Below are 15883 nucleotides of genomic sequence, written 5' to 3'. Positions count from 1 at the left end.
CTATTAAGAAAGACGATAGCAAAATTCATTGATAGTTATTGTGCTTCATCTTCATTTATTTGACTTGAAAATTGAAGGGCAATAAGGAGGATCCAAATGGCAACGATGCACTTTTCATCATGGGAAAAAGGACTAACAAATATCCGTCTTGTGCCCAAATTGATCCTATTAATGGTATTTAGTACGGTACTGCTACTTGGAAAGCAGTTATGGGATGCCCAAACATTTTATTCTGCAGTCTCACAAATCCAAAAAGATCGTGCCAAAGAACAAGCGGTTTCATATTCTAATTTATTGAAAGGTAATGATAAATCAGGTGTCGATATAGCAAAATCCTTTTTTAACCAAGTTTCTGCTCAAGACGCGTATGTTTATATCATTGATCGTAAAAGTGGCAAGGTTGTTGGGCATCCATCTGTAACGCAACTGGATCAACTCAGTGCAACAACGTCAGAAAATCAACCCTTGTCAGCTTTACTCTCTCAATTAACGATCTCTTCTCCACTAACGTTAGATCAAGGGCGTTATGAATATGCAGAATTACTCCCCCAGCGTGATTTAGTGGTCGTGGGCTCTCAGTCAAGCCAAGTTGCTAATAACTATTACCATCAATACTTATGGCAAATTGCATGGCAAACAGGGGTTATGATCCTTGCCTTTATGGTGCTACTACTGGGTGGTTCAAGGATAATGCTACGTCAAATTAATTACTTAAAACTAAGTATTAAAAATTTGGCACAACGTAATTTAATTGAGCCGATTGAGATGGATTGCCGTGATGAATTTGGTGATTTAGCACGTGAACTAGAAACCGCACGTTTTCAGTTACAGGAAGTATTGCAAGCTCAACGTACAGTGGCGAGTGAGCTTTCGAGCCTGTCCGATATTATGTCAATTAGTATGGTAGAGACGAAAGCGTCGGCACAAGAAGAGTTTGCAGAGATTGATCAATTAGCTTCTGCGATGTCAGAAATGACCTCTACGGTACAAACCGTCGCTGAACATGCAAGGCAAGCTTCTGATGCCACAGTGGGAACATCAGAGCAAGCAGCGCAAGGACAAGAGTTTGTAGGCAAAACAATGAGCACAATTAATCAGCTTTCTGGCGATATTCGTCAATCTGCTGATGCGGTTAATCAGGTCGAAGCGCGCGTTGAGAAGATCAGCACAGTTATTGTGACAATCCAAAGTATTTCAGAGCAAACCAATCTACTGGCATTGAACGCTGCGATTGAAGCTGCACGCGCAGGCGATGCTGGACGCGGTTTTGCTGTTGTTGCCGATGAAGTACGTAATTTGGCGCAACGGACACAAACTGCAACGGTTGAAATTCAAGAGATGATCAGTCAATTACAACAAAGTGCCCAGCAAGCCGTGGGTTTGATGGAGCAAAGTGTTGAAGAGGCGGCTGAAGGGGTTGACTTGGTGACCAATGCTGGGGATGAATTAGAAAAAATTGTTGCACAAGTAAAGCTAATTAATGATATGAATTTCCATATTGCCACCGCAGCAGAGCAGCAAACAACGGTTGCTGATGAGATGAACCAGAATTTAACCAATGTACGAGAGCTGGTAGAAGCGTCGGTGACAGTGGTGACTGAGCTTGCTGAAACGTCAGATACCATGCACCAACATGCTAATGATTTAGAAACAAAAATTAAGGCATTTCAGGTGTAACTCATCGCCTCATGTAATGAGATAACCTGTAATGTATAAAATTATAACGCCCATCATTTGATGGGCGTTTTTCTATGCTAATGTAGAAACAATTCTGTCAGATTACTTGTTCAAGGAAAGCACATGACTGTAGAAAATAGCGCTTTTTTTCCTAATATTTCTCGTTTTACTTCTCTGGCTGATGCCGCTGATCTTGCTATTCATAAACTTGCCGAACATCACCCTGAAGCGTTAGCGCAATGGCAAGGGCAAGATAGAGAAGAGCTGCGTTCAGTTTTAGGCTTAAGTGATTTTATTTTTTCGTCATTAGTGCAAGATCCTGAATGGCTAACTTGGCTACTGCATCATCGTCAGCATCTTGAATCGATTGATTACCGCCAGTGCTTATCTGAGCAGTTAAATGATGTGAAAGATGAAAACCAATTAATGCATGTGTTAAGGCAATTTCGTCGTCGACAAATGTGCCTTATTGCTTGGCATGACTTTACTAATGTTGTCCCGTTAAAGCAGAGTTTAGAGTCTTTATCGCAGCTTGCTGAAGCGTTGATCATGGAAGCCTACCATTGGTTATATCATCAATGTTGTGCTGATTGGGGCACACCAATGAACGCAAGCGGTGAAGCTCAACCTATGTTGGTATTAGGAATGGGTAAACTGGGTGGTGGAGAGCTAAACTTTTCTTCTGATATCGATCTTATTTTTACCTATCCAGAAAATGGTGAAACACAAGGTGGGCGTCGAAGTCTTGCCAATGCGCAGTTCTTTACCCGTCTAGGACAGAAGCTGATTAAAGCGTTAGATCAACAAACTTATGATGGTTTTTGTTATCGCGTTGATATGCGTTTACGTCCTTTTGGCGACAGTGGTCCATTAGTGATGAGCTATGCTGCCCTTGAAGATTATTACCAAGAGCAAGGACGTGATTGGGAACGTTATGCGATGATCAAAGCGCGCGTGATGGGCAAAGAAAGCTTTAGCCAGTATCAAGAATTACGTCAAATGCTACGGCCCTTTGTTTTTCGTCGTTATATCGACTTCAGTGCTGTACAAGCTTTGCGTCGCATGAAAGCGATGATCAGCAGTGAAGTAAGACGTCGAGGACTTAGCAATAATATTAAATTAGGCGCTGGTGGGATCCGAGAGGTTGAATTTATCGCGCAGTCATTTCAGTTGATCCGTGGTGGACGTGAACCGAGTCTGCGAGGACGAGGATTACTGCCCACCTTATCAGCGATGAATGAATTAGGTTTATTGCCATCACAAGATGTGGCTGTGTTACAAGATGGCTATTGTTTCTTGCGCCGTTTAGAGAATTTACTCCAAGCAATCGATGATAAACAAACCCAAACGTTACCAGATAAAGCACTTGATCAAGCGCGTTTAGCGTGTGCAATGGGATATGCTGATTGGGCTGCTTTACTGCAAGATGTCGAATCTCATATGTCTGCAATTCACTTGATTTTTGAAGATATCATCGGTGTGGAGGAGCAAGATGATAAAGCAAGTGTTGATGCTCAATATCATGAAATGTGGGCAATGGTGCTCAATTATGAAGTCTTACTCGCGATCCTTGCTGAATTAAATGAGCCAGCATCCATTGAGTTAGCAGAGCACTTAATTGGTTTTAAAGCTGAGCTATCTAAACGTACATTGGGCCCCCGTGGGCGCGAAGTGTTAGCTCGCCTAATGCCCGAAGTATTATCACAGGTTGTGATGCGAGATGATGCGACTCAACTGTTACCGCGTTTAACCAAACTGATCATTCGGATCGCAACACGTACCACTTATCTTGAGCTATTGGTTGAACACCCAGCCGCTTTACAGCAATTGATTCGACTTTGTGCAGCAAGCCCAATGGTTGCCGATCAGCTGGCGTTATATCCACTTTTATTAGATGAATTACTCGATCCACAGCACCTTTATAAGCCGACAGAGCTCACCAGTTATAAAGACGAATTGCGTGAATATCTTGCTCGTATTCCAGAAGAAGATATGGAGCAGCAAATGGAGGCGATTCGACAGTTTAAGCAAGTTCAGTTGTTGAAAATTGCAGCAGCTGACATTGCTGGTATTTTACCTGTGATGAAGGTTAGTGATCACTTAACTTATTTAGCTGAAGCGATTGTTGCAGCTGTAGTGAACCAAGCATGGTTACAAATCGCTCAGAAATATGGTGAGCCGAGCCATTTAGTTGAACGACAGGGGAAAGGGTTTGGTGTTGTGGGCTATGGTAAAGTTGGTGGTTGGGAGCTTGGTTATGGCTCTGATCTTGATTTGGTTTTTATGCATGATTGCCCTGATAATGTTTACACCAACGGCCTTAAAGAAATAGATGGCCGTCAATTTTATTTACGTCTAGCGCAACGGATCATTCACCTATTTTCAACTCGAACCGCATCAGGCGTGTTATATGAGGTTGATATGCGGTTACGTCCATCTGGTGCATCAGGGTTATTGGTCAGTACCGTCACCGCGTTTGCTGATTATCAGCAGCAAGAGGCGTGGACATGGGAGCATCAGGCGCTTGTTCGTGCTCGCATGATTTATGGTGACCAACAATTGCAGCATGCCTTTGCCGATGTTCGCCAGCAGATATTATCAATTCCTCGCAAACGAAATGAATTAGCCAAAGCCGTTGTCGAGATGCGCCATAAAATGCGTGATCATTTAGGTAAGAAAAAAGCGGGAATGTTTGGTTTAAAACAAGATAAAGGTGGGATCACCGATATTGAATTTCTCGCCCAATTTCTTGTGTTAGCGAATGCTGCTGAGCAACCTGACGTAACTCGTTGGTCTGATAATATCCGTATATTTTCATCAATGACGCAAGAAGGCATCATTTCTGCTGAGGATGCAAAATTACTCCAGCATGCTTACTGTGAAATGCGTAATGAAACCCATAAGCTTAATTTATTAGGATCAGATGCGTATGTATCTGATAAACAATTTGTTGAGCTACGAGAAAATGTTGAAGCGATCTGGCTGCAAATTTTAGAGCCAATCAATAGTGATGATAATTAACGGAATAACATTGTCCTGATGCATCTTGATTTTAGTTTATGCTAGTATTTGAGCGTTTTCATATTCCCGGAGAAAAAAATGAAACTGACCCTTCCTGATTATAACCAAGCAGGTGTCTTGATTGTTGGTGATGTCATGCTAGACCGTTATTGGACAGGTCCTACAGGGCGAATTTCACCAGAAGCGCCAGTACCTGTTGTTAAGGTTGATCAGATTGAAGAGCGCCCGGGCGGTGCCGCTAACGTTGCAATGAATATTGCAGCATTAGGCGGGCATGCAAAATTGATTGGTTTAACGGGCATTGACGAGCAAGCGAAAGCGCTGACTGAAAAGTTATCTTCACTGAACGTTTATTGTGATTTTGTTTCACTGCCTAACTATCCGACAATTACCAAACTTCGTGTAATGAGTCGTGGGCAACAGTTGATCCGTTTAGACTTTGAAGAAGGTTTTCATAACGTTGATCCCGCACCGATCATTGCGCGCATGAAGCAATCCTTAACGGATGTGAAAGCCGTCATTTTATCTGATTATGCGAAAGGTGTATTAGAGCACGTTCAAGGTATGATCCAATTAGCGCGCGAAGCAAATGTGCCTGTGTTAATTGATCCAAAAGGTTCGGATTTTGAACGTTACCGTGGCGCCACACTGCTTACACCAAACTTATCTGAGTTTGAAGCGGTTGTTGGTAAAGTCACGTCAGACGAAGACTTAGTTGAGAAAGGGTTAGCCCTTATTGAAAAGTTTGATTTTGAAGCCTTGTTAGTCACTCGCTCTGAGCATGGCATGACGTTACTTGAAAAAGGCAGTGAGCCTTTACATATGCCAACGCAAGCGCAAGAAGTGTATGACGTAACAGGTGCTGGTGACACGGTGATCTCAGTGCTTGCCGCTTCATTATCTGCAGGTAAATCGTTATCAGATGCGTGTAAATTAGCCAATGCTGCGGCTGGTGTCGTTGTCGCGAAGTTGGGTACATCAACCTTATCTACTATTGAATTAACAGATGCCATTCATGGTAGTCAAGACAGTGGTTTTGGTGTTATTTCTGAGCCTCAATTAATTCAAGCCGTAAAGTCAGCACGTGCGCGTGGTGAGACGGTAGTTATGACAAATGGTTGTTTTGATATTTTACATGCTGGTCATGTTGCTTATTTAACTGAAGCGGCAAAATTAGGCGATCGTTTAATTGTTGCGGTGAACTCTGATAGCTCAGTTAAAGGTTTAAAAGGCCCTGGTCGTCCAGTCAACCCAGAAGATCGTCGTATGGCGGTATTGGCAGGTCTTGGTGCAGTTGATTGGGTGGTACCGTTTACCGAGGAAACACCACAACGTTTGATCAGTGAAGTGCTTCCGAGCCTTTTGGTGAAAGGTGGCGATTATAAACCTGAAGAAATTGCGGGTGGTAAAGAAGTTGTGGCAGCTGGTGGTCAAGTACTGGTACTTAACTTTGAAGACGGCTGCTCTACATCCAAAATTATTGAAGCGATCCGTGGTGGTCGTGGCTAATAAATTATAGCGACAAAAATCGCAGATAATAAAAAAGCGCCTTTGGGCGCTTTTTTATTTTTGATGATTAAAACTTATTGTTTAATTAAGCCTTTATTTATATCAACAATATCTTGCTCACTCAGGGTACCTACCGCTTGTTTTAGCTGTAGTTGTGCAAGAATATAATTATAACGAGCATTAGCTAATAGGCTATTTGCTGAATAGAGGCTCTTTGTTGAGTCAAGAACATCAACAATAGTACGCGTACCCACATCAAAGCCCGCTTCTGTTGCTTCTAAAGCTGATTTAGCTGAAATAACGAGCTGTTTGTATGCTTTTATTGAACCAGCAGCGGCATGAATGTTGTTGTAATAGTTACGTACATCTTTTACTACCGTGCGGTATTGGCCTTCAAGCTCTTCACTAGAGGCAACATATGCGTATTGCGCTTGTTTTACTTGAGAGCTGATATTACCACCAGAGTAGACTGGAAGGTTTAACTGAATTCCTGCAGTCAAAGAACCTTGATCTGGATCTGGAGTGCCCGGTCCTGACTTATTATATTGATAACCTGAAGTGAACGATAAGGTTGGTAGATGGCCTGATTCTGCAAGTGAAATATTGTCTCTTGCGATATCTTGACCAATTCTTGACGCCAATAATGATAGGTTGTCAGTCTCAGCTGTTTTTACAAACGTATCAGGTGATTGTTGTAATGGCGTTACGGAGAAAGTCTTGGTGTTCAAGGCATCCAGAGAGGTGTACTCACGGCCTGTAATTTCACGCAGTTCTTCGTAGCTATTGGCGACTGCATTTTCTTTTAGAATCACATCAGCTGCAACTTTATCGTATTGTGCTTGGGCGTCATGGACATCCGTAATGGCAGATAGACCCACTTCAAAGCGCTGTTTCATCTGTTCTAGTTGTCGGCCTACAGCTTTCTTTTCGGCCTCACCAAAACTCAGATCGTCTTTGGCTTCTAAAACATTAAAGTAAGCCTGTGCGACACGAAGAATTAAGCCTTGTTGCTCAGCTGAGTATGCAGCATCACTTTGACGGGCTTTTTTTTCTGATACATCTAAACCAATCCAGCTTGAGCGATTATAAATCTCTTGGTCAAGCTGAAGACCGCCAACAAATCCATCTGTATTTTTGTCTTTGGCATCTAAATGGTAAGTATTGTAGCCCGCGCTTAAGTTAATCTGCGGTAGTAACGTACTTCGAGATGAGTTAATTGCTTCAAATGCTGCATCTTTATCTGCTGCAGCTTTTAGAAGTTGTGGATCATTTTGTTTTGCTTGCTGATAAATTTGAGCGAGATCATCAGCAAGAGCTGATTGACTTAGTGAGCCAAATGCAAGGCTGATAACGATTGGAAGCAATTTTTTCATGGATGCCTTTCCTGGTCTTGCTGACAAAATGGGAGCTAAAAATATAATTACAAATTGTAGTTTACCTCAACATGCCTTGCTTGAAACTGATCATTGCAAAAATTTACCTAAATATGATGGTTTATTTTTTATTTATGGTGGTGGAAATTTAAACTCTTATCAATTTGGTTTAAAAAAAAATGTAATATTTATTAATTTTGTTGAAGTTAAACGTTGCTGATAATCTGATTGAATGAAAAGATAGCTAACCTTCTCTGTTTGTTATGATTATCTGTTAATTATTGCGAGCTAGCGCACTTTATTTATACAAGGGAATAATGATGAGCCAAAATGAGAAAAGTCCACTGCAGTTTGGTGTGGATGATGTAAAAGTTGAGGCGAAAGATATTGTCTACAATGGCTTTTTTAAAATGGTGAAATACCGTTTTCGGCATAAACTTTTTGCAGGCGGATGGAGCGATACGGTCAATCGAGAAATGTTTGAACGTGGGCATGCCGCCGCCTTATTACCTTATGATCCAGTCACTGATGAAGTGGTTTTAATTGAACAATTTCGTGTCGGTGCGATGGCGGCTGGCTGTGAGCCTTGGCAGTTAGAAATTGTCGCGGGCATGATTGATCACCAAGGTGAATCTGCAGAAGAGGTCGTTAAACGAGAAGCGGTTGAAGAGGCGGGGCTAACCGTCACTGAACTTCAAAAAGTGACGCGTTATTTATCAAGCTCAGGTGGTTGTTCTGAAATGCTGGATATATTCGTTGGCACTGTTGATAGCACAACAGCGAGTGGTATTCATGGTTTAGCTGAAGAAAGTGAAGATATTCGGGTGCATGTTGTGTCAAGAACACAGGCCTATCAGTGGGTAGAATCTGGTAAAATTGAAAATGCAGCCTCGATTATTGCCTTACAATGGTTACAGCTTCATTATTTACAGTTACAGCAATAGGCCAATAAAAGGTTGTAACTATTTAAAGGATTTTGTCATTGAACTCTCGATACTCTGTCGATTTATCAAGCCTAATGCGCTTGTATGAAACCAATTATGCTAAGTTGCTCCCGTTATTACCTCGTAGTGACGAAGTGGGTGATGAAAGGTTTTATCGAGTGTGTGATGATATATATCGCTTAAAAATAATAGAATCCACACGCTATACTACGATGATTTCTCTAGGGTTAAAGAGTGATCAAGATGTTGTCGATTATTTATCGCCAGCGTTAACAGTAAGGCTTTATCATGATGCTAGAGTCGCAGAAGTGTGTTCCGCTCAACAGATTTCTCGTTTAAAGCCAATATATGATTATCCTAACTTGCGTATGCATCAGAAAGATGAGAAACATCAAGTAAATCGTTTTTTAGGCGATTGGTTAAACCATTGTTTACGCCGTGGGATCAGTAACCAATCTGTTTGTTAACTGTTTTTGATTGATTAAAAGACAAGGTTTTTGACGTTTTGCAGACCTATTCGCTGCCACAGACGAACCCTGATAGTGTGGTTCTTCTTCAAATTACAGACACTCATTTGTTTGCCAATGAATCAGGCGCTCTGCTTGGTGTGGCAACTCAACAGAGCTTTCATGCCGTCCTTAATGCGGTAGATGCTTCTACGCGTAAATTTGATGCAATTGTTGCAACGGGAGATATTTCCCAAGATCACACTCCTGATTCCTACCAACGTTTTGCTGAAGGCATTGCTCGTTGGGAACAACCGTGTTTTTGGTTACCGGGCAATCACGATTACCAACCAACCATGGCATCAATATTACCTTCTGAACAAATTAAAGATAGTGAACAAATATTGGTCGGTGATCATTGGCAAGTTGTCCTACTTGATAGCCAAGTGGCTGGTGTTCCACATGGCGAATTATCTCATCATCAATTAGCACTACTTGATCATGCTTTATCGCTACACCCTGAGCGACATGCGTTGGTATTACTTCATCACCATCCGTTACCCGCGGGGAGCGCATGGCTTGATCAGCATCAGTTACACAATAGTGATGCGCTGTGGCAGGTCATTGATAAACATCCTCAAGTAAAAGCTATTTTATGCGGTCATATTCATCAAGAGTTGGATCGTATTCATCGTGATGTCAGAGTGCTAGCGACACCTTCGACGTGTATTCAATTTCTACCCGATTCTGATGATTTTGCATTAGATCAAGTAACCCCAGGTTGGCGTTATTTAGAATTAACCGCGACAGGGGATATTATTACTCACGTTGAACGTCTTGAAGGTGATGTATTCCAACCAACTTTTGATTCAGCAGGGTATTAATGGCATCACTATTGATTTATTTGCACGGCTTTAATAGCTCGCCACAATCATTAAAAGCGCAGCAAATGGCGCAGTATTGTGCAAACCATCGACCTGATATTAAGGTTGTGATGCCGCAACTACCGAGCTACCCTGAAGAAGCGCAGGTTTATCTTGAACAGTTGATCCTTCGCTGCAAAGACGAGTACAAGATAGGTTTAGTAGGGAGTTCATTAGGTGGGTATTTATGTACTTGGTTAAGTGAACGGTTTGCTTTACCTGCGGTATTAATTAACCCAGCAGTAAAACCTTATGAGTTGTTAGTTGATTATTTAGGACCCCAGCAGAATCCATATAGTGGCGAAAATTATGTACTTGTTCCCCAGCATATGGCGCAATTGCAGCAACTAGATGTGGCGACATTACATGCTCCACAACGTTTTTGGGTGCTATTGCAAGAAGGTGATGAAGTATTAGATTATCGCCAATCCATAATGAAATATGCTGAATCAAAATTGACCGTTGAACCTAATGGGGATCATAGTTTTGTCAATTTTGAACGATTTCCTGCATCAATTATCCAATTCTTAGAATTATAACTGGTAGAATGCTGCCATGTTTAGCATTCGCGAGTGACTCTGTGTCGCGATATGTTTTCTGATATTACTTATATTTCTATGACATGTTCTATCTGATGTTCTTGTAAATAACATCATTACTCACAGTCATGAGCCTTCATGTGTCCCAGAACTTGACATATAGCGCTGGGTTACTGACTATTATTTTCAAAACTTTCCCGTAAATTTCCGTGATATGACAGATCAAAGCTATAACGCTGGAGCCATTGAGGTTCTTAATGGCCTTGAGCCAGTACGCCGCCGTCCCGGTATGTATACCGACACGGCTCGACCTAACCACTTAGGTCAAGAAGTTATCGATAACAGTGTCGATGAAGCATTGGCTGGACATGCCCGTAAAGTTGAAGTGATCCTTCATGCCGATCAATCATTAGAGGTGGTTGATGATGGTCGTGGTATGCCTGTTGATATTCACCCTGAAGAAGGTGTATCAGGGGTTGAACTTATTTTATGTAAGCTTCACGCAGGTGGTAAGTTTTCTGGTAAAAACTACCAATTTTCAGGTGGTTTACACGGGGTAGGCATCTCGGTTGTAAACGCCCTTTCTAAGCGTGTTGAAGTCACGGTAAAACGTGATGGTCAAGTGTATCAAATTGCCTTTGAAAATGGCGATAAGGTCTCAGAGCTTGAGGTGATTGGCACTTGTGGCCGTCGCGCAAAAGGCACACGTGTTCACTTTTGGCCTGATCCAAAATATTTCGACAGTGCTAAGTTCTCAGTTTCCCGCCTGAAGAGTAATTTAAAAGCTAAAGCAGTGTTATGCCCTGGTTTAGAAATTGTATTCACCAATAAAATTACTGATGAAACGATTCGTTGGTGTTATGAAGATGGCTTAAAAGACTACCTTGCTGAAGGTGTAAAAGGGTATACATTACTGCCAGAAGAACCATTTACTGGTGTGTTCAGTTCGCAAACAGAAGCCGCTGATTGGGCGCTGTTATGGCTACCTGAAGGTGGCGAATTGATCACTGAAAGTTATGTTAACTTGATCCCAACAGCGCAAGGGGGGACTCACGTTAATGGTCTGCGTCAGGGCTTGTTAGATGCGATGCGTGAATTCTGTGAGTTCCGTAATTTATTGCCACGAGGCGTGAAATTAACGGCTGATGATATTTGGGATCGTTGTGCGTATGTCCTGTCGGTAAAAATCCAAGATCCACAATTTGCCGGTCAAACCAAAGAACGTTTATCGTCACGTCAATGTGCGGCGTTTGTTTCTGGTGTGGTAAAAGATGCCTTTAGCTTATGGCTTAATGAGCGTCCACAACTGGCAGAGCAATTAGCAGAAGTCTGTATTGCAAATGCGCACCGTCGTATGCGTGCAAGCAAAAAAGTGGTACGTAAGAAAATTGCATCAGGCCCAGCACTGCCTGGTAAGTTAGCGGACTGTTCACAACAAGATCTTAATCGCACTGAATTATTCCTTGTCGAGGGTGACTCGGCGGGCGGCTCGGCGAAACAAGCTCGTGATCGTATGTTCCAAGCGATCATGCCACTTCGCGGTAAAATTTTAAATACGTGGGAAGTGTCTGCCGATCAAGTCCTTGCCTCTCAAGAAGTCCATGATATTTCGGTCGCACTTGGTATTGATCCAGATAGTGATGATTTAAGTGGGCTTCGTTACGGTAAGATCTGCGTCCTTGCGGATGCGGACTCCGATGGTCTTCACATTGCTACCTTGTTGTGTGCGTTATTTATGAAGCACTTTGAAACCTTAGTACGTGCCGGACATGTATTTATTGCAATGCCTCCTTTGTACCGTATCGATTTGGGTAAAGAAGTGTACTACGCCCTCGATGAAGCTGAGAAAAACAGTATTCTTGATCGCCTAAAAGGTAAGCGTGGCAAGGTTAATGTTCAGCGATTCAAAGGTCTGGGTGAGATGAACCCATTGCAATTGCGTGAAACGACCATGGATCCGAATACTCGCCGTTTAGTGCAGTTAACGATTGATGACGACAGTGAAACCAACGAAATGATGGACATGCTACTTGGTAAGAAGCGTGCTGAAGATCGTCGTCACTGGTTGCAAAGCAAAGGCGATATGGCTGAAGTGTGATCAGCTTTTTACTCTATTTCATCTGCTAGTAATAACTGGCAGATAAGCAAAATTAAAGACGGATTATCTAACGATGACTGATGTCTCAATGGATGGCGTTGAACAGCTTCCTCTTAGGAAGTTTACTGAAGACGCTTATTTAAATTACTCCATGTATGTAATCATGGATCGTGCCTTACCGTTTATCGGTGATGGCCTTAAACCCGTACAGCGCCGTATTATTTATGCGATGTCTGAGTTGGGTTTAAGTGCAACGGCAAAATATAAAAAATCAGCCCGTACAGTGGGTGATGTATTAGGTAAATATCACCCTCATGGTGATTCTGCCTGTTATGAAGCCATGGTATTAATGGCACAGCCTTTCTCTTACCGCTACCCACTGGTTGACGGTCAAGGTAACTGGGGTGCTCCGGATGATCCGAAATCATTCGCGGCGATGCGTTATACCGAATCACGTTTGTCTCGATTTTCTGAAGTGTTGCTGTCTGAATTAGGCCAAGGCACCGCAGATTGGGTACCAAACTTTGACGGTACAATGCAAGAGCCTAAGATGTTACCTGCACGTCTGCCGCATATTTTGCTTAATGGCGTAACGGGTATTGCTGTTGGTATGGCAACTGATATTCCACCGCACAATGCGCGTGAAGTTGCCAATGCAGCAGTACATATGATTGAAAATCCAAAGGCAGATCTTGATGCGCTAATGGAGTTTGTTCAAGGCCCTGATTACCCAACTGAAGCGGAAATCATTACCTCTAAAGCTGACTTAAAGAAAGTCTATAAGAGTGGCCGAGGCAGTATTAGAATGCGCGCGGTTTGGCACAAAGAAAACGGTGATATTGTTATTACCGCATTGCCACACCAAACGTCAGGTGCAAAACTGCTTGAGCAAATCGCTAGCCAAATGCGTGCGAAGAAATTGCCAATGGTTGAGGATTTACGTGACGAATCCGATCACGAAAACCCAACTCGCATTGTGATTGTGCCACGCTCTAACCGTATTGATTGCGAGCAGTTGATGAATCACTTGTTTGCTTCAACGGATCTTGAAAAGAGCTTCCGTGCGAACTTGAACATGTTGGGTCTAGATGGTCGTCCACAAGTTAAAGGTTTAGTGGAGATTATTGCTGAATGGCTGGAATATCGCCGTACAACAGTACGTCGTCGTTTACAGTACCGTTTAGATAAAGTGAATGCGCGCTTACATATTTTAGAAGGTTTACTGGCCGCTTACCTTAACATTGATGAAGTGATTGAGATCATCCGTAATGAGGAAGATCCAAAAGCAGAATTCATGTCACGTTTTGGTTTATCAGCGATTCAAGCAGACGCAATTTTAGAAATTAAACTGCGTCAGTTAGCCAAGCTTGAAGAAATTAAGATCCGTGCAGAGCAAGACGAATTAGCCAAAGAGCGTGAGCAACTAGAAAAGTTACTTGGCTCTGAGCGTCGCTTAAATACTTTAATTAAGAAAGAAATTCTCGCTGATGCTGAGAAGTACGGTGATGATCGCCGCTCGCCATTAGTTGAACGAGAAGAAGCGAAAGCATTAACTGAACGTGACTTGATCCCAAGTGAGGCGATCACCGTTGTACTATCAGAGAAAGGCTGGATCCGTCATGCTAAAGGGCATGAGGTAGATCCGAGCACGCTAAACTATAAGTCGGGTGACAGTTACCTTGCGCATGCTCGCGGTAAGAGTAATCAGGCTGCGATTTTCTTAGGCTCTGATGGACGTAGCTATGCGTTAGAATCACATAGCTTGCCATCTGCGCGTAGCCAAGGTGAACCTATCACGGGGCGTTTAAATTTAACCCCAGGCACAAATATGCGCCAAGTGTTAATGGCAGAAGACGATCAAATTTGGTTAATGGCATCGGATGCAGGTTACGGATTTATCTGTAAGAGCACAGATATGGTATCGAAAAATAAGAGTGGTAAAGCCTTATTAACGGTACCTGAAAATGCTGCTGTGCTGCCGCCACAGCCTGTTGCTGATATTGAGAATGATCAGATATTAGCCATTACCAATGAAGGTCGAATGTTACTGTTCCCAATTAAAGATTTACCGCAACTGGGTAAAGGTAAGGGTAACAAGATCATCAACATTCCATCTGCACGTTCAAAAGCGCGTGAAGAATTCTTATCGTACTTGACGGTAATTAGTGCAGATACCCATGTCACTCTTTATGCGGGCAAACGTAAACTAGGATTGAAACCGTCGGATCTCGATAATTTCCGTGGTGAGCGTGGACGTCGAGGAGCGATGTTACCTCGAGGTTTACAGCGAGTGACACGGATGGAGATTGATTCACCAAACGAGCAATCTTCTGACGTTCCATCGGAATAGTTATTTCTGATGCGCTATTCAAAGCCCTCAAGTTGAGGGCTTTTTTGATCTAAGCTGTGCGTATCGTTTCTATTGATAAGCGAATAACAAGTGAGTAAAGAATACACATAAAACGTGTATTTTCTCTTGCTGTGAGTATACTAGCGAACGCTTGTACGCTGAGGAGAGCTAGAATGATTTTTGTTTTGCGGATATTTGCTATCGCAATTTTTGCTATCGTGACGTTTATTTTTGGTTGCGGATATTGTTTATTAAGCCCACGTAACCCTAAACACGTTTATACCTTTGGACGTTTGTTTAGCAAAATGTCACGTGTGCTAGGGATCAAATTAGAGTTCCGATACGCAGAGGGTGCTGAAAAAGTAGGCTCTGCTATTTATATTGCGAACCACCAGAATAATTATGATCTTTTTACAGTTTCTGGTGCAATCATGCCTCGTACCGTTACCGTGGGTAAAAAAAGCTTAGTATGGTTACCGTTATTTGGTCAGCTATACTGGATCACGGGTAACATCTTAATTGATCGTGCAAACCGCAGTAAAGCGGTGGGCACCATAGGTCAAGTCGTCGATAAAATTAAACAAAACAAAGTGTCAGTGTGGATGTTCCCTGAGGGGACTCGCTCTCGTGGTCGTGGTTTATTGCCGTTTAAAACTGGTGCTTTCCATGCTGCAATTGGCGCGAACGTTCCTGTTGTACCGATTGTGTGTAGTTCAACTGATCATGTTAGGTTAAATCGTTGGGATAACGGTGTCGTGATTGTCGAAGTGATGAAGCCGATTTCAACGGACGGCTTACATAAAGAAGATGTTCGCAGCCTCTCTAGCCGTTGTCATGATGTTATGGCTGAAAAATTAGCAGAACTTAATGCAGAAGCGAGTGAGCGAGGTAAACGCTAATTTATTTGTCTCGTAAGTATTAATATACAAGGACATGTTTATCACATGTCCTTGTTTTATTTTAACCCCTGAATATCAGGGGGGTAATTTATAACAGTAGTAAA

General features: G+C 42.4%; 12 protein-coding genes. 11 read left to right on the top strand and 1 reads right to left on the bottom strand.

Annotated features, from left to right (window positions below):
* Positions 1–96 precede the first annotated feature (96 nt).
* The 3 genes from C9J45_RS13365 (at position 97) to hldE (ending at position 6207) form a co-directional block, all read left to right on the top strand.
* Positions 97–1677, top strand: coding sequence for a methyl-accepting chemotaxis protein (locus C9J45_RS13365; protein ID WP_107207660.1), 1581 nt, complete (start codon positions 97–99; stop codon positions 1675–1677).
* 123 nt (positions 1678–1800) lie between these two features.
* A complete protein-coding gene (gene glnE / locus C9J45_RS13360; protein ID WP_107292650.1) occupies positions 1801–4698 on the top strand; it encodes a bifunctional [glutamate--ammonia ligase]-adenylyl-L-tyrosine phosphorylase/[glutamate--ammonia-ligase] adenylyltransferase in 2898 nt (965 codons plus the stop codon).
* A 78-nt stretch (positions 4699–4776) separates the two neighbouring features.
* On the top strand, positions 4777–6207 hold the full coding sequence (gene hldE / locus C9J45_RS13355) for a bifunctional D-glycero-beta-D-manno-heptose-7-phosphate kinase/D-glycero-beta-D-manno-heptose 1-phosphate adenylyltransferase HldE (protein WP_045083504.1): 1431 nt from the start codon (positions 4777–4779) through the stop codon (positions 6205–6207).
* A 74-nt stretch (positions 6208–6281) separates the two neighbouring features.
* Here hldE and tolC read toward each other — a convergent pair whose 3' ends face one another.
* Positions 6282–7580, bottom strand: a complete 1299-nt coding sequence (gene tolC, locus C9J45_RS13350; RefSeq protein ID WP_107207662.1) for an outer membrane channel protein TolC — start codon at positions 7578–7580, stop codon at positions 6282–6284.
* Between tolC and C9J45_RS13345 the strand changes: the two genes are divergently transcribed.
* From C9J45_RS13345 to C9J45_RS13310, 8 genes are all read left to right on the top strand, one after another.
* On the top strand, positions 7579–7800 hold the full coding sequence (locus C9J45_RS13345; protein WP_107207663.1) for a hypothetical protein: 222 nt from the start codon (positions 7579–7581) through the stop codon (positions 7798–7800). The genes tolC and C9J45_RS13345 overlap by 2 nt on opposite strands.
* A 100-nt stretch (positions 7801–7900) precedes the next feature.
* Entirely contained in the window at positions 7901–8524 is a 624-nt protein-coding gene (gene nudF, locus C9J45_RS13340; RefSeq protein ID WP_107207664.1) for an ADP-ribose diphosphatase, read from the top strand.
* 38 nt (positions 8525–8562) lie between these two features.
* Entirely contained in the window at positions 8563–8991 is a 429-nt protein-coding gene (locus C9J45_RS13335) for a DUF1249 family protein (protein ID WP_107207665.1), read from the top strand.
* A gap of 38 nt (positions 8992–9029) precedes the next feature.
* Positions 9030–9854, top strand: a complete 825-nt coding sequence (gene cpdA / locus C9J45_RS13330) for a 3',5'-cyclic-AMP phosphodiesterase (protein ID WP_107207666.1) — start codon at positions 9030–9032, stop codon at positions 9852–9854.
* Positions 9854–10432 (top strand): esterase YqiA, encoded by a 579-nt coding sequence (gene yqiA, locus C9J45_RS13325; protein WP_107207667.1) that lies wholly within the window; start codon positions 9854–9856, stop codon positions 10430–10432. Before cpdA ends, yqiA begins: the two co-directional genes overlap by 1 nt.
* A gap of 214 nt (positions 10433–10646) precedes the next feature.
* On the top strand, positions 10647–12530 hold the full coding sequence (gene parE, locus C9J45_RS13320; RefSeq protein WP_105059453.1) for a DNA topoisomerase IV subunit B: 1884 nt from the start codon (positions 10647–10649) through the stop codon (positions 12528–12530).
* A 73-nt stretch (positions 12531–12603) separates the two neighbouring features.
* Positions 12604–14880, top strand: a complete 2277-nt coding sequence (gene parC / locus C9J45_RS13315) for a DNA topoisomerase IV subunit A (protein ID WP_107292649.1) — start codon at positions 12604–12606, stop codon at positions 14878–14880.
* Between the two features lie 173 nt (positions 14881–15053).
* A complete protein-coding gene (locus tag C9J45_RS13310; RefSeq protein WP_107247474.1) occupies positions 15054–15779 on the top strand; it encodes a 1-acylglycerol-3-phosphate O-acyltransferase in 726 nt (241 codons plus the stop codon).
* Positions 15780–15883: the final 104 nt, after the last annotated feature.

It is taken from the genome of Photobacterium sp. GB-1, from assembly GCF_003026165.1.
In the GTDB taxonomy this organism is placed as follows: Bacteria; Pseudomonadota; Gammaproteobacteria; order Enterobacterales; family Vibrionaceae; genus Photobacterium.
Note: the sequence above shows the minus strand (reverse complement) of the source record. Positions and strands in the feature narration are given on the sequence as shown.

Excerpts from the sequence above, each read along its gene's own strand:
- C9J45_RS13365 (WP_107207660.1), top strand. The coding sequence starts at position 97 with ATGGCAACGATGCACTTTTCATCATGGGAAAAAGGACTAACAAATATC.
- glnE (WP_107292650.1), top strand. The coding sequence starts at position 1,801 with ATGACTGTAGAAAATAGCGCTTTTTTTCCTAATATTTCTCGTTTTACT.
- hldE (WP_045083504.1), top strand. The coding sequence starts at position 4,777 with ATGAAACTGACCCTTCCTGATTATAACCAAGCAGGTGTCTTGATTGTT.
- C9J45_RS13345 (WP_107207663.1), top strand. The coding sequence starts at position 7,579 with ATGGATGCCTTTCCTGGTCTTGCTGACAAAATGGGAGCTAAAAATATA.
- tolC (WP_107207662.1), bottom strand. The coding sequence starts at position 7,580 with ATGAAAAAATTGCTTCCAATCGTTATCAGCCTTGCATTTGGCTCACTA.
- nudF (WP_107207664.1), top strand. The coding sequence starts at position 7,901 with ATGAGCCAAAATGAGAAAAGTCCACTGCAGTTTGGTGTGGATGATGTA.
- yqiA (WP_107207667.1), top strand. The coding sequence starts at position 9,854 with ATGGCATCACTATTGATTTATTTGCACGGCTTTAATAGCTCGCCACAA.
- parE (WP_105059453.1), top strand. The coding sequence starts at position 10,647 with ATGACAGATCAAAGCTATAACGCTGGAGCCATTGAGGTTCTTAATGGC.
- parC (WP_107292649.1), top strand. The coding sequence starts at position 12,604 with ATGACTGATGTCTCAATGGATGGCGTTGAACAGCTTCCTCTTAGGAAG.
- C9J45_RS13310 (WP_107247474.1), top strand. The coding sequence starts at position 15,054 with ATGATTTTTGTTTTGCGGATATTTGCTATCGCAATTTTTGCTATCGTG.